Origin of the sequence: Confluentibacter citreus (assembly GCF_002807055.1) — a bacterium.
Taxonomy (GTDB): Bacteria; Bacteroidota; Bacteroidia; order Flavobacteriales; family Flavobacteriaceae; genus Confluentibacter; species Confluentibacter citreus.
Map to the genome: position 1 here is coordinate 287,942 of NZ_NIXN01000003.1, position 21,188 is coordinate 309,129.

General features: G+C 35.3%; 17 protein-coding genes. 4 read left to right on the forward strand and 13 right to left on the reverse strand.

The features are described 5' to 3' along the window. Positions 1-112 precede the first annotated feature (112 nt). Positions 113-1,105, reverse strand: a complete 993-nt coding sequence (locus CDH49_RS08900) for an SMP-30/gluconolactonase/LRE family protein (RefSeq protein ID WP_100615150.1) — start codon at positions 1,103-1,105, stop codon at positions 113-115. A gap of 39 nt (positions 1,106-1,144) precedes the next feature. Further along, positions 1,145-3,082, reverse strand: a complete 1,938-nt coding sequence (locus CDH49_RS08905; RefSeq protein ID WP_100615151.1) for an SMP-30/gluconolactonase/LRE family protein — start codon at positions 3,080-3,082, stop codon at positions 1,145-1,147. Positions 3,083-3,359: 277 nt separating this feature from the next. Here CDH49_RS08905 and CDH49_RS08910 point away from each other — a divergent pair, with 277 nt between their 5' ends. After that, positions 3,360-3,959, forward strand: a complete 600-nt coding sequence (locus CDH49_RS08910) for a 3-keto-disaccharide hydrolase (RefSeq protein WP_100615152.1) — start codon at positions 3,360-3,362, stop codon at positions 3,957-3,959. An 88-nt stretch (positions 3,960-4,047) separates the two neighbouring features. Here CDH49_RS08910 and CDH49_RS08915 read toward each other — a convergent pair whose 3' ends face one another. Genes CDH49_RS08915 through CDH49_RS08925 form a run of 3 tightly spaced genes read right to left on the reverse strand, consistent with a single transcriptional unit; the run spans position 4,048 to position 7,489 of the window. Then, positions 4,048-5,322, reverse strand: coding sequence for a mandelate racemase/muconate lactonizing enzyme family protein (locus tag CDH49_RS08915; protein WP_100615153.1), 1,275 nt, complete (start codon positions 5,320-5,322; stop codon positions 4,048-4,050). Positions 5,323-5,373: 51 nt separating this feature from the next. Further along, a complete protein-coding gene (locus CDH49_RS08920; RefSeq protein WP_100615154.1) occupies positions 5,374-6,318 on the reverse strand; it encodes an RraA family protein in 945 nt (314 codons plus the stop codon). A gap of 49 nt (positions 6,319-6,367) precedes the next feature. Next, complete coding sequence (locus CDH49_RS08925) at positions 6,368-7,489, reverse strand: bile acid:sodium symporter family protein (RefSeq protein WP_100615155.1); 1,122 nt, start codon at positions 7,487-7,489, stop codon at positions 6,368-6,370. A 701-nt stretch (positions 7,490-8,190) separates the two neighbouring features. On the opposite strand from CDH49_RS08925, the gene CDH49_RS08930 reads away from it, so the two are divergent. The 3 genes from CDH49_RS08930 (at position 8,191) to CDH49_RS08940 (ending at position 12,629) form a co-directional block, all read left to right on the forward strand. After that, positions 8,191-9,189, forward strand: a complete 999-nt coding sequence (locus tag CDH49_RS08930) for a 2-hydroxyacid dehydrogenase (RefSeq protein WP_100615156.1) — start codon at positions 8,191-8,193, stop codon at positions 9,187-9,189. 261 nt (positions 9,190-9,450) lie between these two features. After that, a complete protein-coding gene (locus CDH49_RS08935) occupies positions 9,451-10,566 on the forward strand; it encodes a DUF2914 domain-containing protein (RefSeq protein WP_100615157.1) in 1,116 nt (371 codons plus the stop codon). A gap of 92 nt (positions 10,567-10,658) precedes the next feature. Next, entirely contained in the window at positions 10,659-12,629 is a 1,971-nt protein-coding gene (locus tag CDH49_RS08940; RefSeq protein WP_100615158.1) for a sialate O-acetylesterase, read from the forward strand. A gap of 76 nt (positions 12,630-12,705) precedes the next feature. Here the strand turns inward: CDH49_RS08940 and CDH49_RS08945 are convergent, their stop codons facing one another. The 8 genes from CDH49_RS08945 to CDH49_RS08980 all read right to left on the reverse strand — a co-directional run bounded on the left by CDH49_RS08945 (position 12,706) and on the right by CDH49_RS08980 (position 21,157). Further along, positions 12,706-13,086, reverse strand: coding sequence for a cupin domain-containing protein (locus CDH49_RS08945; protein ID WP_100615159.1), 381 nt, complete (start codon positions 13,084-13,086; stop codon positions 12,706-12,708). Positions 13,087-13,089: 3 nt separating this feature from the next. Beyond that, positions 13,090-15,177: a hypothetical protein gene (locus CDH49_RS08950; protein ID WP_204524812.1), complete on the reverse strand. Its 2,088-nt coding sequence runs from the start codon at positions 15,175-15,177 to the stop codon at positions 13,090-13,092. Between the two features lie 55 nt (positions 15,178-15,232). Further along, positions 15,233-15,988: an SDR family NAD(P)-dependent oxidoreductase gene (locus CDH49_RS08955; RefSeq protein WP_100615160.1), complete on the reverse strand. Its 756-nt coding sequence runs from the start codon at positions 15,986-15,988 to the stop codon at positions 15,233-15,235. Between the two features lie 32 nt (positions 15,989-16,020). Then, a complete protein-coding gene (locus tag CDH49_RS08960) occupies positions 16,021-17,097 on the reverse strand; it encodes a zinc-dependent alcohol dehydrogenase (protein ID WP_100615161.1) in 1,077 nt (358 codons plus the stop codon). Between the two features lie 23 nt (positions 17,098-17,120). Continuing rightward, complete coding sequence (locus tag CDH49_RS08965) at positions 17,121-18,149, reverse strand: SMP-30/gluconolactonase/LRE family protein (RefSeq protein WP_100615162.1); 1,029 nt, start codon at positions 18,147-18,149, stop codon at positions 17,121-17,123. Positions 18,150-18,172: 23 nt separating this feature from the next. Then, entirely contained in the window at positions 18,173-19,648 is a 1,476-nt protein-coding gene (locus CDH49_RS08970) for a CoA-acylating methylmalonate-semialdehyde dehydrogenase (RefSeq protein ID WP_100615163.1), read from the reverse strand. A gap of 105 nt (positions 19,649-19,753) precedes the next feature. Then, a complete protein-coding gene (locus tag CDH49_RS08975; RefSeq protein ID WP_100615164.1) occupies positions 19,754-20,695 on the reverse strand; it encodes a sugar phosphate isomerase/epimerase family protein in 942 nt (313 codons plus the stop codon). A gap of 12 nt (positions 20,696-20,707) precedes the next feature. Continuing rightward, on the reverse strand, positions 20,708-21,157 hold the full coding sequence (locus tag CDH49_RS08980; RefSeq protein ID WP_100611889.1) for a DMT family transporter: 450 nt from the start codon (positions 21,155-21,157) through the stop codon (positions 20,708-20,710). Positions 21,158-21,188 lie beyond the last annotated feature (31 nt).

The following is a 21,188-nucleotide window of genomic DNA, read 5'->3' on the forward strand; positions in this document are numbered from 1 at the left end:
AATTTCAAAAAGATAGCTTACACCTAAATATATCAACAGCAATCTAACTAAAATTTTTTTATAAAAAAATGCCACGCAAAAACGTGGCATTTTTTATTTATTCAGAGTTCTTTTATTTCATTTTTAATCTGAATACATTATTTGTAGCTGTAATGTACATTATTTTTTCATCTGGAGAAAAAGCAAGATTGGCAACACTTAATCTGCTAAATTTAATTCTACCAATAAGCTTAGCATCTTTTGTGAATATCCAAACACCATCTGGACCTGTAGCATATACATTACCAGATTTATCAATCTTCAATCCGTCGCATCCACCCATACCTTTTTCTTTGGCAACATTATAGAATACACGTTTATTTTTTAAGTTCCCAGATTTATCAATATCATACTTAAACCATCCTTTATCTTCACCATCGGTACTAGCAACAATCATTGTTTTTTTATCAGGAAAAATAGCAATGCCATTTGGTTGAGGTATACGATCATCTTGAAGGGTTACTTTTCCTTTTTTATCCATTTTATAAACACCTTGAAAAGGAATCTCTTTTTTAGGATCGTTCATGCCTTTTTCAAAACCATATCCTGGGTCGGTGAAATACAAATCTCCCTTTTTAGACATTACCAAATCATTTGGACTGTTAAGTCTCTTGCCATCGTACTCACCAACAACCGTTGTATAATTTGTCTGCGGAGCATTCAGGGGTGCATCCATTTTTGCTATTCTTCTGTCTCCATGTTGACAAATTAACAATTCTCCCTTTTTAGAAAGATAAAGTCCATTAGACCCCATAAACCCACCTCTAGATTCAGTAGATGTATAACCAGCTGGCTTTAAATACACTTCTTTACCCTTTGCCTCAGTCCATTTATAAATAGTATTTGCTGGAACATCAGAAAACAATAACATGCTTTCTTTTTCAATCCATAATGGTCCTTCAGTAAATTGACAGCCATCAGCAATTTTTTCAACTTTGGCATCTTTATTTATAACAGCTGAAAGTTCATCTGAAATAAATTCTATGGTTCCCATATCTTGGGCAATTCCATAAGAAGTTGAAATAAGTACCAAAAGACTCAAACTTAGTTTTATTTGTTTTTTCATTTAATTAATCTTTGTTATGTTTAGTAAAATTGATGTTTTCTATAAATAATTTATATAACCCTCCATATTGGTTCTAATTTTAAAAACCTTACTATAACTTACAATATACAAGGTTTTCATGTCTTCATCACCAAAACAAAGGCTTACTGGAAATGATGGTAAATTTATCATACCAACGTAGCCGCCATTATTATTGAAAATTTGAACACCATAATAGGTGCCAACATAAATGTTACCCATTTTATCAATCGCCATACCATCTGCACTAGAAGATTTTCCTTTTCTATCCAACACATTTCCAGTTAAAAACAGTTGAGCAAATTGACGACCATTAGTTATCGTGCCATCTTCATTTACATCATATGCCCAAATAAAGTTGTCTTTCTCACTGTTCACAGGATACCAGGATTCATTATCATAGCAATTATTTATATAAAGCGTTTTGCCATCTGGTGATAACAAAATACCGTTTGGCATGGCGAATTCATTTGGCTCAACAATTCTTGTTATTTTTCCTTCTGCAGACACATAATATACTGCTCTACCAGGCTGATTTTTTTCTGGTTCCATAGTAAATTGAGGATCTGTAAAATAGAAACCGCCTTTAGTATCTGTAATCACATCGTTAGGCCCATCAATTGGTTTTCCATCATATTTATCAACCAAAACCTTTACGACTTGTCCTGTGGTTGTCATTTCAACAACACGATGTCCAATCATATCACAAACAATTAGGTTTCCATTTTTATAAGGATATAAGCCATTAGCTTGCATTTTTCCTTCCGTGATATTTTTATAACTACCATCTGGGCTTAATTCTACAATAGAACTCTTTTTTGGATCGGCATTCCAATTTTGATCAAAATACATGTTTGAAAAATATACTTTTCCGTTCATCCACTTTGGTCCTTCACTAAATGTTAAAGAAGGCTCCGTTATTTTACCATCAACCAACAATTCTGGTTTGGCATCTTTAGGAATTATATTATGGTAAGCTGTTAAAACGGCCTTTTCCTTTTCTGAATAATCTGCTCTCGCGGGCCAAAAAATATCCAATGCATCGCAACCAAGTTCACTTATATAAGCACCGTGAACCATATTTCCTGGTAAACGAACAACATCATTTTCTCCCATGTGTGCTTTGCCATCAAGGATGATTTCTTCGCATTCACCACGCATTACAAACATCATTTGTTCTTCAGGATGAATATGGTGCGGAAATGTAGAACCTGGATCCATAGAAATAAAACTTAACTGAGTATTTCTTCCAGAAATTAACCTAGAATGAGCACCTTCAGCCAATTTAGTTAATTGAAAATCATATAAATCATACACCTTATTAAACTCAATATTAGGTTCTTGGGCATTTTTAACATCCATGATGTCACTTGGAAGATTTTCAATACCTAATTTTTTCAGATAATCTAATCGTAACGGGCTATACAATTCAAGTAGTTTTGCTCCAGATTCACCAGCAGTAATGCTACTTTTAGTTCCTTTTTTTAAATAGACAAACTCTGTTTTTGGAGTACCACTATGGCTTCCATCTGGTTCTTCCCTCGCCACTGAAGCCAATGTAACAGCGGTGTCGTTTATAAGTTGATTTATGGATCCTTCTTGAACAAAAAGAAATCTATCTTCTGATAATACCTCATCAGGAATTTTTGAATTAGGTGCCATTTGAATAACACTTACCATGGTACCTGTACCCCAAAAAATCTTGGCTTTTACCCCTGGATGAAGTTCTAGACTATCAACTTTGTCAAGATTAATAACTTTACCTGCCTCAAGGTTGGATGCTATGCCGTTTTCTGGCAAGTCAGTCAACTCTCTTACAGAAAGATTATGTTGACTTATTAGTGCATCATTGGTCGCTTGCCACTCTGGTGCCGTTGATTGTTTACACTGAACTATTGCAAAAGTGACAACAACAAGTAAAGCACTGTTAAATATTCTTTTGGTTAATTTCAAATTCATTAGTTTAGTTTTTATTAGTTTTGATTAAGATTATAAAAATAACCATTTTAAGATAAATCTTGCTTTCAAAAAAGTTAAGATTTAAAAAAATTGCCCCATTTAAAAATTTAAATTAATTAGACACAAAAATCTGTCCCAATATCTAGTTAAAAGGGGTAATCAGTTTAGTCTATATTCAAAAAATACCTATATTAGATTCTTTGTAAACCAATATGTTTTTTTCCATTCTGATAAAAACAACATCACTAATAAATAACTAAACTTAAAAAAATTAAAAATGAACTTTATTAATTCTATTAAACAAACAAAATTACATCTTCTAATTCCTACCATGCTGATTCTAAACAGTTCCTGTAAAAATTCGCAAGCACTATTCCTAGAAAACGCATCCGATTGGGATAAAAATGGCAATGCCACATGGGAATTCTCAGATGGTGTACTACATGGTAGCATCATGAGAGGCAATAGCTTTTTGATGACAAACCAAAAATATGACAATTATATCTTAGAAATGGAATTCAACCCTGATGCAGCGATAAACTCGGGTGTTTACATTCATTGTGCTGAAAGGGTTATAAATACAGAGAAATGTTATGAAGTAAATATTTCTGATACAAACCCAACACCAGCAAACCGTACAGGATCTATTGTTCCTATAGCTCCTCAATTAGTTGCTGTTGAAACCATCAATAAATGGAATACGCTTAAGATTAAAGTAGAGGGCAATCGTTTTCAAGCCTGGACTAATGGCACTTTAACGGCAGATGCTACAGATAACAAACTATCGGATGGTTTTATTGCATTACAAGCATTAGGAAATAATCAAACTGATGGAAAAATCCAATTCAAAAATATTAAGATAACGCCTTTAAAATAATTAATATTAAATAGAAATCTTTTAAAGTAAAAAACCACTTCATTTTGAAGTGGTTTTTTGTTGAATAATAATTACAGTTGAACGTTAATTATTCAAAGAATGGCACATTTCTAGTAGCATATTTTTTCATGGCTTCAATGTTAAGATCTACACCAATTCCAGGTTTGTTTGATACTTTAACGTAACTATCTTTAACCCAATCTTCTTCATCAAAAATAACAATTTCTCTATACATCTCATTAGTATGGAAATACGATTGCCATTCCATTAAATGGAAGTTAGGCACTGATGCACAAACATGTGCACAAGCCATAGCTCCTAAGAACGATGCCACCATGTGAGGTGAGAAAGGAACATAGTATAAGTTTGAAAGGTTCGCAATACGTTGGCCTTCTCCTAATCCACCACATTTTTGTAAATCTGGCATGATGATATCTACCCCGTTATCAAGCAATTGTTTGAAAGCATGTCCAAGATAGGCGTTTTCACCTGCCGAAATTGGCACACTGGTTTCTGCAGTAAGCGCTTTAAACGCATCATAGTTCTCTGCTGGAATTGGTTCTTCTAACCATGTTAAGTTTAAATCCCCTACTTTACTAGCAATCGTTTGTGCAGTGACATGGTCGTAACGCCCGTGCATATCCACACATAAATCTACTTTAGGACCCACTGCCTCTCTTACTGCAGCTAATTGATTATACATTCTAGTTATTTCGCCTGGACTTGCTGTCCAGTTATAACGATCATGTTTATCAGGATCAGAAGCATAATCTATATCGAATTTTAAAGCGCTGAATCCCCAATTTTTTATAGCATCTTTTGCAGCAGTAGCAAAATCATCTGGTGATGGGAAACGTACACGGTAAAGTGCCGTATCACAATATACCCTTACTTTATCTCTAAATTTACCACCTAATAGTTGATAAACAGGAAGTCCTAAAGCTTTGCCTGTTAAATCCCATAAAGCAGTTTCTATGGCAGAAAGTACAGCAACGTACATACCTGATTGTCCTCCACCAAAATGCCCTCCTCTACGGATATCCTCAAAAATTTTGTGGACGTTGAATGGACTTTGTCCTCTTAATCTTCTACCGAAACTTTGCACCAAATGGTATGTTCCATTAATAGCATCTACACCCTCACCACAACCATAAATATCTTGGTCAGTAAATATTTTCACAAATAAACTTCCGCCAATATAACCACATTTAACGTCTGTTATTTTTAAATCTGAAGGAGCCGATAATTTTTCATTCTTATCAACGGCATCTTGATACCCTTGTCCGAATGTTACTAGTGGAGCCGCCGCCGCCGCCATGGTGGCTTTGGTAATGAATGATCTCCTAGAATTTGAATTTGCCATTTTTAATTGTTTATTAATTAGTAATTTATTTAGTTTATAGGTTACGGTTTACTACCAAGTTCTTTCCTTTAATATTTCTTGAATTTGCTCCTTAGGCACAGGTAATTCATCAATATGATCATTTAACCATTTCGAAAAATCTTTTTCTATAGCCTCTTCCCAACGACCATCTATTTGCCCAGCAGTATAAGTTCCTGCTCTCAAACGTTCGTGACCAAACATATCTCTAAGTCTAACAACTTCAGAAGTTTTTACAATTTGCTCTGCTAAATGAGCTGGAATAAATACCACAACACCCATTCTACCTAAAACCACATCTCCAGGCATAACTGTTACTTGTCTTATTAAGGTCGGTTTATTGATACCCATAATCATGGTATTAGGATTTCTTCCAGGATTGTGATATGATGGATCATAACTAGTATAATAAGACGTAAAACCTCCTATTTCTTCTAATCCTTCTACATCTCTAAGAGCTCCATCATACACTACACCATTACCGCTTTTCGCATAAATAGCATTACCGACATTATCTCCGATAGTAGGGCCATCAACTTTAGCTCCAAATTGGTTTACCACATAAACATCCCCTTTAGACAACATATCTATTGGCCAAGAGTTTTGCGCTCTCCAACCTTTCTTTTTTCCAACAGAATCAATAGCTTTCCATACATCAGGACGTCCTGGCATAAAAATAGTTGTAAAAGCGCGACCAACCAAAACGCTATCTGGATTTATTTGCTTCCATCCTTCAGCAATTTGGAAACCATATCCAGCATTTTTCATGGTTGACCAAGCTTCTTCCACACTTACCAATTTCATTCTTTTTAGAATAGCGTCTGGAACTTTTGGTCTACCATCAGGAAAACGTTCACCCTTCCATGCAGGGGTTAAAGCAATTAATTCTTCTTTGCTTATTTGTACCTCTTGGGCATTAATTTGTGACCCTAGAGTAATTGCTGCTACCGCGAACAATACGAATTTTAATTTTGACATACGTGATGAAATTTAGTTTTAGTTTTATGAATGTTGAGTTTTTTCTTAATTAATGTCTTTTGAATTCTACCTCTTCTGGTTGTTCTCCTTCTGGTTGACGGTTATGCCACCAACTAGCTAATGCAGAACCAGTAATATTCATTATTGGACCAAATACAGCAGGAGCTAATCCTATGGTTGCTAGTTTGCCTAATTGTGCTGCAATACCTGATGCAAGCCCTGCATTTTGCATGCCCACTTCTAATGCAACAGTCCTACAATCACTTTCGGGCATTTTAAACAATCTGGCGGACCAATAACCTAGAGTATATCCACTCATGTTATGAATTAATACAACAACAATTAAAATAGGGCCTATAGCCAATAAACTATCTCTACCTGCAGCTGTTATAATAGTAAGAATTAATGCAATACCAACCATAGAAACTATTGGCATAGCCTTATCTACCCATTGTGATTTTCCACTTAATAGCTTATTAAATATTAATCCAGCACCAATTGGTATGATTATCATTTTAAAAATCTCCCACATCATGCCATATACATCAATTTCTATAAGCGACCCTGCCAATAATTTCATTAACACTGGTGTGATAAAAGGAGCCAATAATGTTGTAATAGAGGTTACTGTTAGTGAAAGTGCCAAATTAGCTTTTGCTAAATAACACATCACATTAGATGCAAGTCCACTTGGTGAACAACCTATCAAAATAATACCCGCTGCAATTTCAGGTTCTAATCCTGATAAATTTGCCAATGTTAAACCTATAATGGGCATAATCATAAACTGACTAACTACCCCAATAATAACACCTTTAGGGGTTTTAATAACAGCTGCGAAATCTTTTATGCTCATGGATGTTCCCATACCGAACATGATTATCTGTATAAGTGGTATTATTAAAGCCTTTAAATTAAAATCACCCCATTGGGTAAAATACTCGGGATGGTATAAAGAAAGACCCACTGTCCCAAAAATAAACATGGTAAAAGATAAACCGCTAAGCAATTTACTTCCTTTAAAAGCAATTGCTAGACTTGTAAAAAACAACAACAATGCCCATCCAGCAGAAGGGGCATGAGAATCAACCACAATGTATATGTAGGCTATTAAAAAAACTAGGGCTGCAATGTAAAAATACTTGTAAAAATCTTTAGTAGTAGATGGCATTCTTAAAAATTTGGTTTAGTTGGTTAAAATAAAATTAGCAATCAATAAATGATAGCATACTATTAAAAATGATAGCATACTATTAAAATATTGAATGGTGAATTAATTAAAAATAAGAAATAACCAAAAACAATTAAACCTGTAAGTATTTATTGTAATGTTTGTACCATTTATTTGCTAATTCTTAATTTTTTTCATTTAAAAATCCGAACATACAAATTATTTCGTTTTAAAAAAAAATTAAAGTCTTATTTTAAGAAATAATTTGCATTTCAAATTACCCTCAACGAAATCGTTTGAGTGGGTTTTACACAAGGCAAAAAATGTAAAATATAAAAATTGAATAATTCCCTAAAAACAATTTAAAACCAAAGATTGGTTTTTACATTAATTTAAACTACTTATAATCAGAAAGATTTAAAAATAAATCCTAAAACACCTCATCCAAAATTTTAATACTATTGAATTCCATTCCGTCGGCATCGTCTTTACTAATTGACTCTTTTGATTTTAATGAATGCAAAAGTGAATTCACAAATATTTTCTGAAATTTATCTTATGAACCTAAATCTTAAAATCCATACTTCTGCAATCAATTATATCCTATAAATAAATTAGTTTACTATATTTATAAATCCAACATAATATATATGATATTCTGAGTAAGGCTATCTGATATTCTACATGCATCCTATAACATTATGAACATTAAAAAGATATTTATATCTAAACTTTTTCCTGAAATCGGGGTTAATCTATTAAGAAATGCTGGATTTAACGTCACAACTTGGAACGAAGACAGGCCCATGACACAAGATGAGTTAATAGAAAACGCCATGCTACACAATGCCTTATTTTGTGCAGGCTCTGATAGTATAGACAAACGATTTTTAAACGCGTGTTCTCACCTTGACATTATTTCCCAGTTTGCAGCTGGATATGATAACATTGATATCCCTGAAGCCACCAGACTAGGAATCCCCATTGGTTACGCACCCAATGCCATGAGCGACGCAACAGCAGACACAGCTTTTGGACTGATGATTGCCACGTCCAGAAAAATGTTTTTCATGCATAAGCAGATCATTAAAGGCGAGTGGAGTTATTTTAGACCAAAAGCTAATTTAGGTATGGAACTCAAAAATAAAACATTGGGCATTTTTGGTTTGGGTAGAATAGGTATTGAAATGGCTAAACGGTGTAAAGGTTCTTACAATATGAACATTATATACAATAATTCCAAACCCAATTTAGAAGCCGAAAAGGAATTAGATGCAACGTTTGTTGATTTCAATGATTTATTATCTCAAAGCGACGTTATTTCGGTACACTGTTCATTAAACCCCAAAACCGAGGGCGTTTTTAATAAAGACGCTTTTGGTAAAATGAAACCGACATCCATATTCATTAATACTTCTCGGGGCATGGTTCATAATGAATTGGATTTAATTGACGCATTAAATAATAAAACCATTTGGGGAGCTGGATTGGATGTGACAAATCCAGAACCCATGCTTCCAAACAATCCGCTATTACACATGGAAAATGTATCGGTTTTACCTCATATCGGCTCTGCAACTATAGAGGCTAGAAATGAGATGGCTCAATTAGCTGCAACAAATATTATTGAATTTTACACAAACAACAGAATTCCGCATATTGTAAATCCCACAGTCTTAATAAATCGAAAAACTAAATAATCCTCTACATTTCTAATAGATAACTCATATAAAAGGCAATTGCATAATTGCTTTTTTATCTTAGGCATAAATTAAATTCTGGCTTCATATTTGTTATGTGAACAAATAACTTAAACAAAGGGGATTAATTTGATTATTACCCTATATTTATTCTGTTAAGATAAACATATGAAATCGCCATTATCCACAAGTTTATTGCAAATAAACCCCAATAAAAATAAAGCGATAACATATGACCTCTAAAACAATAATTATTTACATATGAAAAGAATTTGGGCGAAGTATAGAAACAGTGCCTTAAGTAGGTTTCTAAAAAAGTACCAAAAGTATGCACCTATTATTTTTTTCATTGGTGGGTTTATTTTTGACACCTTAACACTTGGCAGGATTGATCAGCTATATGATTTAATTGTGTTGTGCTTATACATGTCTCTTTTAAGTATAAGTCTTTATTTTTATAATGTAGCAGATGACGGAAAATGGAAAAATACTTGGCTTGAAAAGTATGAAGCGTATTTCCCATTGGTCATTCAATTTTTTTTTGGCGGACTCTCGGGCGCTTATGTTATTTATTTTTCCAGAAGTGTCTCTCTTTCTAAAACAGTCTGTTTTTTTATAATTTTATTGACTTTACTTATTGCTAATGAATTCCTTAAAAAAAGCATTTCAAATAAGTATTTTCAATTCAGCGTCTATTTTTTTATAAGCTTCACTTTCTTTGCTTTTATGATTCCTGTACTGGCAAAAGAAATGAACACTAATATATTTCTTTTTTCCGGGGTTGTAAGTTTAGCTTGCACCCTTATATTAATCATATTTATTCATTCAGTGAGCCCAAGTACCAGAGCAGAAATACATTTAGGAAAAATGATTGGCTTGATACTATCCATTTATTTATGCATTAATTCCTTTTACTTTTTCAAATTAATTCCGCCAGTGCCCTTAGCATTAGAAGCGGGCATAGTAGCTCATGATGTTGTTGTTGAAAACAATACCTACATTGTAACATACGAAGCAGACAGCCAAGATATTTTTTGGCGTGACCATAATTTAAAATTTAATTATACGCCAACTGAAAAAGTATATATCTTTTCATCCATTTTTGCGCCAACTGCTTTAGAGCAATCCATTATCCATAGATGGAAATGGTATAATAAAGCACAAGAAAAATGGGAAATTGCTGATGATATTGAATTTGAAATAACCGGAGGAAGAAACAATGGCTATCGCGGTTACACATACAAAAGCAATATTAAAGAAGGTGAATGGGAAGTTGAAGTTCTAACAAAAGATGAATTAATTCTAGGAGTCATAGAGTTTGAAATTATTGTTAATCCTTCTATAAATGTTGAAAAATTTGCGCAAAAAATATTTTAAAGCATTTACTTTTATTAACTTTTTGTTTATCCTTTATAAGGTTCAGTAAATAAGTATTATTTTTAAATACAAAACTTGATAAACTACTAAATATGATTAAACAAACTAAGAGCATCATTACATTAATCCTCTTTTTAATTTCAATTTCAACTTGTTTCGCCGATGTAAAACTCCCTAAGCTTATAAGCGATGGTGTGGTATTACAGCGCGATGCTAAGATTCCCGTTTGGGGATGGGCGTCCCCAGGTGAAAAAGTCACTGTTTCTTTCCAAGGAAAAAAATATAGTACCAAAGCTTCCTCTGAAGGCAACTGGACTATAATTTTACCAAAAATGAAAGCTGGTGGCCCTTTCACTATGACCATTTCTGGTAATAATACGGTTGAAGTTAAAGATATTTTAATTGGTGATGTTTGGTTGTGCACCGGACAATCTAACATGGTTCATGAATTGGACATCCATGATGTCACATATGCCGATGAAATAAAAAATGCCAACAATCCAGAAATACGTCATTTTAAAATACCAACAACAACCAGTATTTCTGGCCCTAAAAACGATTTAGAAGGTGGCGAATGGCTAAAAGCCGTTGGTGAAGAAATCAGACCTTTTTCGGCTGTGGCTTATTTTTTTGCTAAAAAGATTTATGAAAAATACCGTATTCCGATTGGTTTAGTGAATGCGAGCGTGGGTGGCACACCCATAGAAGCTTGGACACCAAAAGAGGGTTTCAGGAATTTCCCAGACATCCTGAAAATTATTGAAGAAAATAAAGATACCTCATTTGTAAATAGCCAAATGAGAACTAGTACTGCAACTAACAGGACACCACAAAAACCTACAGACAAAGGATTAATAGGCGAATTACCTTGGTATGATGTTAACTTTACTCCGAAGAATTGGAGAACCATCAACATTCCTGGGTATTGGGAAGATCAAGGTATTAAAGATTTAAATGGCGTTGTTTGGTACCGTAGGGAGATTGAACTACCCGAGTCTATGGAAAATAAAGAAGCCAGGGTCTTTTTGGGGAGAATTGTTGATGCTGACGAACTATATATAAACGGCGTAAAAGTTGGTGAAAAAACATACCAGTATCCACAACGGAGATATAAAGTCCCTGCTGATTTATTAAAAGCAGGTAAAAATATTTTTGTAGTTAGAGTCACAAACAATAGTGGGAAAGGTGGTTTTGTACCAGATAAACCCTATTACATCTTTACTGAAAAAGATACAGTGGATTTAAAAGGGTATTGGGAATATAAAGTCGGTGATGTATTTCCACCAATGGATTTTTCAGCTTTTAGAAGAAATAATACGGATGCGCCAAGACCAAGAAGAATCAATCCGCAAAATGAACCAACGTCTTTATACAATGCCATGATAGCGCCATACACGCAACTCCCAATGAAAGGCATTTTGTGGTATCAAGGTGAAAGCAATACAGGCCAAGCTAAAATTTACGAAAGTTATATGAATGCCTTAATCGATGGTTTTAGAACTGTTTTTAACAACCCAGACATTCCTGTAATTTACGCACAACTTCCTAATTTTATGGATGTATCTTATGTGCCTTCTGAAAGCGGTTGGGCAGAATTGAGACAGTCACAATTGAAAGCACTTTCAGTCCCTAATACGGCCATGACGGTAAACATTGATTTAGGCGAATGGAACGATATTCACCCAGACAACAAAAAAGATGTCGGTGAGCGCATGGCTTTGGCTGGATTAAAACTTGCTTATGGTCAAGATATTGTTTATTCCGGCCCTTTATATAAGGATTATAAAATAGAAGAAAACAAAGTTACTATGTCGTTCAATCATACAGGAAGCGGACTGACTAGTTATGACGGCGAAGCTTTAAGTGAATTTGCAATGGCAGGTGAAGACAAAAAATTTGTTTGGGCAAACGCTAAAATTGAAGGCGACAAGGTAGTGGTTTGGAGTGATGCTATTACGGAACCAAAATACGTTCGTTATGCATGGGCAGATAATCCAGATAATCCGAATCTGTATAATAAAGAAGGTTTGCCAGCATCGCCTTTTGAAATTGAAATTAAATAAAAAATCAAATAGTTCTAAAAAACAAAAAACCACATTATAAAATCTGTGGTTTTTTGTTTGTACTGAAGTCTAACTATTATTCAGGAAAAGTAATATCCTCAAATGTTTTATAATTATCAATATTTGTTGCAGGAGCGAAAAAACAAATGACCTTCATTTCTGTATCTCCCGTGTTTTTCAACATATGGATTTTCCCCTGTTCAAAAAGAATTGCTGAACCAGTTTTAACATCGCCCACTTCATTTTCAATCATCACTTTTCCTTCACCATTAATAATATATATCAATTCCTCACTATTGGGGTGGGAATGTGCAGGCCTCACCGTTTCACCTGGCAACACCCTGATGACACAAACCGATAAATTTTTAGCTTTTAAAGAATCTTCATTAGCTAACCATTTCATAAATCGTCCTGGGTGACTTACTTCTTCTACATCACTTTCATGTATTATTGTCATTTTCTAACTTTTTAATATGTTAAGAATTTGTTTACTGAGCTTATCTGCATTTAATTCATAATGTTCTGCCAATTCGCTATAAGTTCCGGAATGGATATAGTTTATTTCGCCATTCGCAGTTAGATTGATAGGGTGCATGTTTTTGGTATGAATTGACTCTAAACTTGAAAAAAGTACTTTTCTGAAATTTGTCCATAAATACCCATTATTCTGTTCAGCAATAAAAACAGGTTTTCCTGAATTATAAAGTTCAATAATGGCATTAGAATCAATAGAAGGCATATCGATCACATTAACATTAAACCCGTTACCTAATAAAATATCACTGGCATCCATAGCTTCAAAAACACTTCTGCCGCTCGTAACGATATAGGCATGAACACTATCTCTTTGAACAACTGAATAGGATTTTCCAAATTCAAATTTAAAATCATCACTATAAATTACTTTAGAAGGCGCTCTTAGAATTCTTAGGTAAATAATGCCTTTGTTTCCTTCTACAATCCATTTCATCATGCTTAATAATTGTTGCGGACAGGACACATTTATTATTTTAATATGAGCCGCCTCATTCATTAACAAGGCATCGTCATTACCCATGTGGGTCGCTCCATTAGACTGTGTATCCAAATCTGCCGCAGTCACCACCATGGTATAATCTATGCCATGTCCTTCAGATAGCCAGCCTTTAGATTCTATAACCTCTAATCGTTCTTGGTGACCAACCGCAATTCTTCTAAGTACTTTCCAATCGAAAAACGGACAAAACGTACTCACCCACACATTAGAGCCCAGCACACTCAATGCTTCACCAATCAACATCATGTTTGCTTCTGCAACACCTACATTCAAAGCCCTTCTTTTATCAACATGACCTATTCCTGATTGAAGTCCGCTGGTCGATGCCAAATCAGAATCAATTGAAAAAACACGTTCATCCGAAGCAAAAACCTTCATGGCACTTTCAATCACTTTGTCTGCTGCATACAATTTTCCAAGTTCTAACTTGGGAAGCTTTTCAGTATTATATTCTATTTTTTTATTCCTAATTTCAGCTTTCTTTAATTTAACTTTAGCTGGTATATTGGATATTTTTTTTAACTCTGACTTGTCCAATTTAAGTTCGAAACCCATTTGTTGTGCGTGTTGACTTAAAACATCGGTAACTTCAGAAAAATGTGCTTCTTTTAAGATCTTATTAAAAAAGTCACAAAATGCTTTTTCCTTTTGTAATCTAGTATTCTTATGGCAAGTTTCTTCTTGATCAAGTAATTCAGCGCCTAAGGTTGATTTGTGATTATTCATTAGGTTTGAAAATCCGCCATGTCCTTTGGTGGATTTACAAATAATAGCTGTTGGTCTGCCATCTCTTGGTTGATATTTAAACGTATGCAATGCTTCATAAACTGTATGGTATTGTGTAGCATCAACTTCTAAAACCCTCCAACCAAAACTTTCAAAATTGGCTCCTAAATTATGGTAAGGAAAATGCAAGCTAGAAACGATGTCCAATTGGCCACCATTATTATCTACCATAACACATAAATTCTCCAAGCGTTTGGCTCCTGCATACATAACAGCTTCCCAAATAGGACCTTCTTGCAATTCGCCATCACCCGTTAACGCATACACATCAAAATTGTTGGTTTGCTGACCAGCAATTGCAAAACCTTGTGCCACACCCATCCCTTGTCCCATAGGCCCTGTAGCCACATGAACACCCGGAAGCAAAGGCCCTGGATGCCCATTGAGTACACTTGAAATGGATCTGGAGTTTTTTAGCACGCTCATATCAAAATAACCCAAATCAGCATAAATGGAAGCCAACGTGGCCACGGCATGCCCCTTACTTAATACAAATTGATCTTGATTAATAGCCGTTGGGTTTTCAATATTCACATCTATGATGCCCCCATAAAAAAGACTTACCATAGGAATAGTAGCCGAAAAAGCGCCCCCTATGTGAATGCCATTATCAATGGCATGTCTACATTGGTAAAGACTTAACAATTTGATTTCTGCATCCTTTATTTCAAGCAATTGGGTAATGCCTTTATGGATTAGGTTTTGTTTATTTTCTAAATAAATCACTGGCCTTAATTTTTAATGGAATTATTAATATTTACTGATTTAAGTCTTACAAATTTTACATTATAGACCACCCACCATCAACAAAATAGGTAGCTCCAGTAACAAAGGACGCTTCATCTGATGCTAAAAAATACATCACATTGGCAACTTCTTCAGAGGTTCCCATTCTATTTAACACGCTCTTTGAATTTAAGAAGTTTTCTGTTTCTTCTGGATTTGGTGAGTCGTTTATGGACCCTCTTAATAAAGGTGTATCAATAGCACCAGGTGCTACGCAATTAACCCTAATATTATTTTGAGCCAAATCAAAAGCCATACTTCTGGTTAATGTATCGATTGCCCCTTTTGAAGACGAATAAGCAGCGCGTTCACCAACGGTTCTATACCCCAAAATGGAACCTGTATTTACAATAGCCCCTTTGCCTTGTTCAATCATCATTGGTGCAAAAGCATTGGTCATATAGTAAATTCCTTTTAGATTGATATTATATAATTTTACCCAATCTTCTTCGCTACATTGTAAAATGCTACCCCTTACTTCTAGACCAGCATTGTTGATTAAAACATCAGCCCTTCCGAATCGCTCTTTAGTCAATTTTGCAGCAGCTTTTATTTGTTCATTATTTGAAATATCACATAGGCAAAAAATAGCATCTTGGCCCATGCTTTTAATCTTTGCTTCTGCCCTTTCTCCTTTTTCTTTATCTATATCTATGATGACGATATTATAACCGTTTTTCGCGAACTTTTCTGCAGCAGCAAGGCCTAAGCCAGAAGCGCCACCACTTACAATCATTACTTTGTTACTCATAATTAGTTTAGTTTAATAGTTTTTTATTCTTATTATAACCCATTTGGTTTTGTTGCCACTTTAATGGCACCATCTTCCCTTTTTTCAAAAATGTCCAAGGCCTTGTCAAAATCCTTTAGGGCAAATCGATGGGTCATTAATGGTGTTAAATCGATTCTTTTATTTTGGAGTAATTCAATGGTCGGTTGCGCCGTATTCGGATTGGCCCTGTTGCCAATAATCTCAACTTCCTCCAAAACAATTCTTTTTAATGGAAGCGAAGGGTCCGAATGCGGAATACCAATAACTGATACAACACCACCCTTAGATACAGCTAAACAAGCCTGGGTAATTGATTTGGACGTTCCTGCACATTCCAAAACAGCGGGAACACCTCTTCCATTGGTTAAATCCTTTATTTTTTCTACAACATCTTCTAACCTATAATCGATGGGTATAGCTCCAAGTTCTTGAGCTTTTACAAGTCTTTCTCCACTTCCTGCAGCAAATATTCTCCCTGCTCCCATAGCTTTAGCGCATAAAATGGCCATTAAACCTTGTGGGCCTGTTCCTAAAATGAGAATATCGTCACCCGGCTGCATTCTGGATCTTTTTACGGTATATAAAGCGATGCTTAATGGATCGACACATGCAGCATATTCAAGAGACATATCATCAGGAATTTTGAAAATACTTTTTACTGAAGAACGCATGTATTGCGCATAGGCACCAGGTGTATAATGTCCATACTGTCTGTGCCCTTTGTCTTCATTCCCATAATTTAAACAGATGTTATATCTTCCCTTTAAACACATTTCACAATAGCCACAGCCACAATGGGAAATGCCACAAACTCTATCACCTTCATTCCAACCTAATTGTGAAGCTCTTTTTCCTGTTTGCACAATAGTTCCAGACCATTCGTGTCCGGGGATAAAAGGATAACCAGTTGGCCAAAACTTAGGGAAATCGCCATTAATAATATGTGGGTCTGTGCCACAAATAAACGTCGTGTCCACTTTACAAATAACCTCATCTGCATCGGGAATGGGGACGGGTACCGTTTCTATTGAAAACTCCCTGACTCCTTTTAAAACAAGAGCATCCATTTCTTTTGGTAATTGCATCATTCTTTTCTTTTATTATTTAATAATTATTTCCAATGAACCATGGGTAAACCAGGTACTGGAGATTTAAAATATGGAATATTTTTTCCTTTAAGTGAACCGATGTAAACCGTTCGTAAATCGGGGCCACCAAAGGTAACACTAGCCATCCATGGAGCAATGCCTTGACCCGTAGCAAAAAGAACATCTTCAGTCACATTGTTGTTATAAAATGCCTTTTCAAGAGCTTCTACCTTTGCTGGATCACCTTCATCTAAAAGGGTTTTCATATCGCCTTCTGGAGTTAAAACAAATAATTTATCTGAATAGACAGTGGTTCCCCAAAGATTTCCAAAAGCATCAAAAGCAATCCCATCGGGCCAAGCACCTTTTCCTAATTTGGTAGGGCCAAAAATCTCTCTATCTACCAAATCGCCGTTTTCAGTCAACCGCATTCTTGTAATACAGCCGCCAGTTGTTTCTACAATATATAAAAATTCTTCATTTTTATCGAACCGTATTTCATTGGTAAATCCAAATCCATCCGCCATAATTCTAAAAGCACCATTTTCATATCTGGCGACATAACCATCTTTCAGATCGTGTTTTAAGGCGTGCATCCAATTTTTGGTTTTGGTAGAAATGGTTATCCAAATTCTGTTTTTGGAATCCCTTAAAACAAAATTCACCTTGCCTATTTCTTCCCCTTCTATTTTGTCGGCCAATACAATGGTATGTCCCGTTCGCGTCATACGTTCCAAACGATCCGTGCCAAAATTCGAAATTAATATATCTCCGTTATCGGCAAAAGCCAAACCATTGGGCAAGGTTCCTTCTAAATATCGTGTAGCTTCGCTTTTAGCTGCTCCAAAAAAATCGGAGCCTGTTTGCGTTATTAATTGTTGTGAGCCATCTGGTGATATTTTCATAACACCACCTCTCGCATCGGCGGACCAAAGTGAGCCGTCAGGTTCTGCCAAAATACACTCGGGTCTTTGTAAATCTTTCCCTATCGTTTTTATATCTGAATGGTTTAATTCAAAATTAAGTAAAGGATTATCTTTATAATTAGTCATAGCTTAATATTATATTCCCTAATTTAAAATTTTCTTGACCATTCTTTTGGCCACCTTTCTATAACCACTTTCGTTTGGGTAAAAAATTCTATGGCATGACGACCTTGTCCATGTAAATCTCCAAAGAAACTTTCATTCCATCCACTAAAAGGAAATTGAGCCATGGGTGCAGCAACACCAATATTGATACCAATATTACCAGCATTGGCTTGGTTTCTAAACTTTCTGGCGTTGGCTCCGCTACTCGTAAATAAACAAGCCATATTGCCGTAACGGCCACTATTTATAAACTCAAGTGCATCGTCAACCGATTTTAGCTCAATCAAACTCATCACCGGTCCAAAAATCTCAGTTCTTATCACTTCACCATTTAAAGGTAAGTTTTGTAATATAGTGGGTTTTAAAAAATTACCATTTTCAAAGCCATTGATTTTTGCGTTTCTACCATCCAATAATAGATTTGCACCTTCTTTAACACCTTTGTCTATTAAATGTGAGATTCTATTCCGACTATCCTTTGTAATTACAGGGCCCATTTCTACACTTTCATCAAGGCCATATCCTGTTGTTCGGGCTTTAGCCGTTTCGTAGAGTGCCTCCTTAATTTTACCGTTATTATCACCAACCGTTATGATATTTGAAGCCGCCAAACAGCGCTGACCAGCACAACCATAAACACTATCGATAATTATTTTTACCGACATATCTAAATCGGCATCAGGTAATATAACCACGGGATTTTTGGCACCTCCTTGCGCTTGAACCCTTTTGCCATTAGCAGCGCCTTTGGAATAAACATATTTGGCAATATTTGTAGAACCAACAAAGCTTATAGCTTTTACTTCCTTATTCTCTAATAATTCATCAACCGATTCTTTACCTCCGTGAACTAAGTTCACAACACCTTTTGGTAAGTCGATTTGATCCAACAGTTCAAAAACCTTCATCATGGTTAATGGCACTTTTTCTGAAGGCTTTAAAATAAATGTATTACCACAAGCAATGGCATAGGGTAAAAACCAAAATGGAATCATTCCCGGAAAGTTGAAAGGTGCAATGCAGGCACAGACTCCTAATGGTTGACGAATCATAAACTCATCAATACCAGAAGCTATATTCTCTGAAAATTCACTTTGCATTAAAATGGGCGTTCCACAAGCAACCTCCACATTTTCTATAGCTCTCTGGATTTCACCTCTTGATTCATTCAACGTTTTTCCACATTCCTTAGTGATTATTCTAGCAATGTCTTCCGCGTGTTCTTCTAATAAGGTCTTTAATTTATAAAGTGGCTGAACCCTTTTCATGACAGGTACTTCCCGCCATTCCTGATAGGCTTTTGAAGCTATTTTTACCGCTTCTTGAACATCGGAAATGGTATTTTCGCCATAAGGAACTTTTGCTAATATTTCTTGTGAAGCGGGGTCAACGACTTCAATTGATTTTTTTTCTTTACTACTAACCCACGATCCTCCAATGTAATTTTTTAATATATCCATAAAATAATAATTAACAAGGTTTCTAAATCTTTAATTTAGAAACCTTTAAATTTTTCTTATTAACTTGAAACCAACAACAAACTGAAATTCAATCACTTATTAATTTCAACTAAATTTGTAACCTAATTTTTTCAGGTAATCTCTTGAGATTTCAGCAGCCTCAAAGGTGGTATGTATTGGTTTGACTCGCCTATCATAATCTAACTCGAACATAATAGCACCAGCCATACTTGGTCTTTCCTTTTCTAACTGCTTTAATATTTTCTTTATATTAACCTCGCCCTCACCCAACGGGGCATATCCTAAATAGCCATTATCTCCACCTTCATAATCTTTAAGATGCACATGTTCTATTAGCGACATAAAATCGTTACATATTTTAACGGGATCTGCACCACCTTTTTGGAGCTGACCAACATCTGGGCCAAACTTCATATATTCCGTGTTTACATTTTCCATGATAAAATACACTTCCTCTTCGGTCTCAATAGGCGTACCTGTATGGGGATGAAGCGCACAAACTAAACCAAGGTCGGTCACTGCTTTCGCATAGTCGTTCATGGATTCCACCATATATTTTTTATGCACTTTGTAATCATAGTCCTTTCTATTGATGCTAGAAGGACAATATTCCACAACTTTCCCTCCTGCTCTTTTTAGCAGTTTAGACCATTTTATTAGCTTCTCAAGCTCTTCCTTTTTTTTGGATGGATCTAAAACATCGGTCATACAAAAAGCGGATGTTATTGGCATACCAACTTTATCAATAAGGGCTTCCAATCCCCCACGTTTTTCGTCATAATCCTGAATGACATTACCGAAGGTTTCGAAAGAATGATATCCTAACTTGGATAAATCGGCCAAAGCGGGTTCTAAATTCTCTGTACCATAGCCCCACAAAATAAAGGTTGCTCCAATATCAAATTTCTTTTTAAAATCCTCAGAAAGCCCCATACTGGTCAAAGTAGGTAGAGCCAATAATGACAAACCCCCTAAACTTGTTTTTTTAACAAAATCTCTTCTGGAAAATTCAAACTCTTTACTCATAATTTATATTTTTTATTTAGAAAAAGTAACCAATCCTGCACCACCTATCAGCAGTAATGCTCCTAAAATTTTTGTGGTTGAAATAGGCTCTACGGGTGCGCCAAGCAATCCGTAATGCGACATGACCATGCCCGCAATCACTTGACCTGCGATCATTATTACAAATGCTGGTGCTGCACCTATTTTTGGAATAATCCATGCGATTCCAAACACCAATGCAGCCCCCATGACCCCTGCAAACAGTAACCAAACAGGGACTTCCTTTAATCTAACAAATACTTCTGGGTCCCAATTGGTAGCACCAATGATTATTGCGGTGATTCCACCAATACACCAAAAAATGGCGTTACCCATTTGTGCGTTGCTAACAATAGAGCCTACTTGCGAATTCATTGACAGATGCACTGCCAACACGACGCCGATTAATAACATTAATACATAAAGATACATTTTTGGTTTCATTTTAAATTAATATTTAGTTTAGTATGGTATT

Excerpts from the sequence above, each read along its gene's own strand:
- CDH49_RS08925 (WP_100615155.1), bottom strand. The coding sequence starts at position 7,489 with ATGCCATCTACTACTAAAGATTTTTACAAGTATTTTTACATTGCAGCC.
- CDH49_RS08900 (WP_100615150.1), bottom strand. The coding sequence starts at position 1,105 with ATGAAAAAACAAATAAAACTAAGTTTGAGTCTTTTGGTACTTATTTCA.
- CDH49_RS08905 (WP_100615151.1), bottom strand. The coding sequence starts at position 3,082 with ATGAATTTGAAATTAACCAAAAGAATATTTAACAGTGCTTTACTTGTT.
- CDH49_RS08980 (WP_100611889.1), bottom strand. The coding sequence starts at position 21,157 with ATGAAACCAAAAATGTATCTTTATGTATTAATGTTATTAATCGGCGTC.
- CDH49_RS08930 (WP_100615156.1), top strand. The coding sequence starts at position 8,191 with ATGAACATTAAAAAGATATTTATATCTAAACTTTTTCCTGAAATCGGG.
- CDH49_RS08920 (WP_100615154.1), bottom strand. The coding sequence starts at position 6,318 with ATGTCAAAATTAAAATTCGTATTGTTCGCGGTAGCAGCAATTACTCTA.
- CDH49_RS08945 (WP_100615159.1), bottom strand. The coding sequence starts at position 13,086 with ATGACAATAATACATGAAAGTGATGTAGAAGAAGTAAGTCACCCAGGA.
- CDH49_RS08955 (WP_100615160.1), bottom strand. The coding sequence starts at position 15,988 with ATGAGTAACAAAGTAATGATTGTAAGTGGTGGCGCTTCTGGCTTAGGC.
- CDH49_RS08915 (WP_100615153.1), bottom strand. The coding sequence starts at position 5,322 with ATGGCAAATTCAAATTCTAGGAGATCATTCATTACCAAAGCCACCATG.
- CDH49_RS08975 (WP_100615164.1), bottom strand. The coding sequence starts at position 20,695 with ATGAGTAAAGAGTTTGAATTTTCCAGAAGAGATTTTGTTAAAAAAACA.
- CDH49_RS08935 (WP_100615157.1), top strand. The coding sequence starts at position 9,451 with ATGAAAAGAATTTGGGCGAAGTATAGAAACAGTGCCTTAAGTAGGTTT.
- CDH49_RS08910 (WP_100615152.1), top strand. The coding sequence starts at position 3,360 with ATGAACTTTATTAATTCTATTAAACAAACAAAATTACATCTTCTAATT.
- CDH49_RS08960 (WP_100615161.1), bottom strand. The coding sequence starts at position 17,097 with ATGATGCAATTACCAAAAGAAATGGATGCTCTTGTTTTAAAAGGAGTC.
- CDH49_RS08970 (WP_100615163.1), bottom strand. The coding sequence starts at position 19,648 with ATGGATATATTAAAAAATTACATTGGAGGATCGTGGGTTAGTAGTAAA.
- CDH49_RS08965 (WP_100615162.1), bottom strand. The coding sequence starts at position 18,149 with ATGACTAATTATAAAGATAATCCTTTACTTAATTTTGAATTAAACCAT.
- CDH49_RS08940 (WP_100615158.1), top strand. The coding sequence starts at position 10,659 with ATGATTAAACAAACTAAGAGCATCATTACATTAATCCTCTTTTTAATT.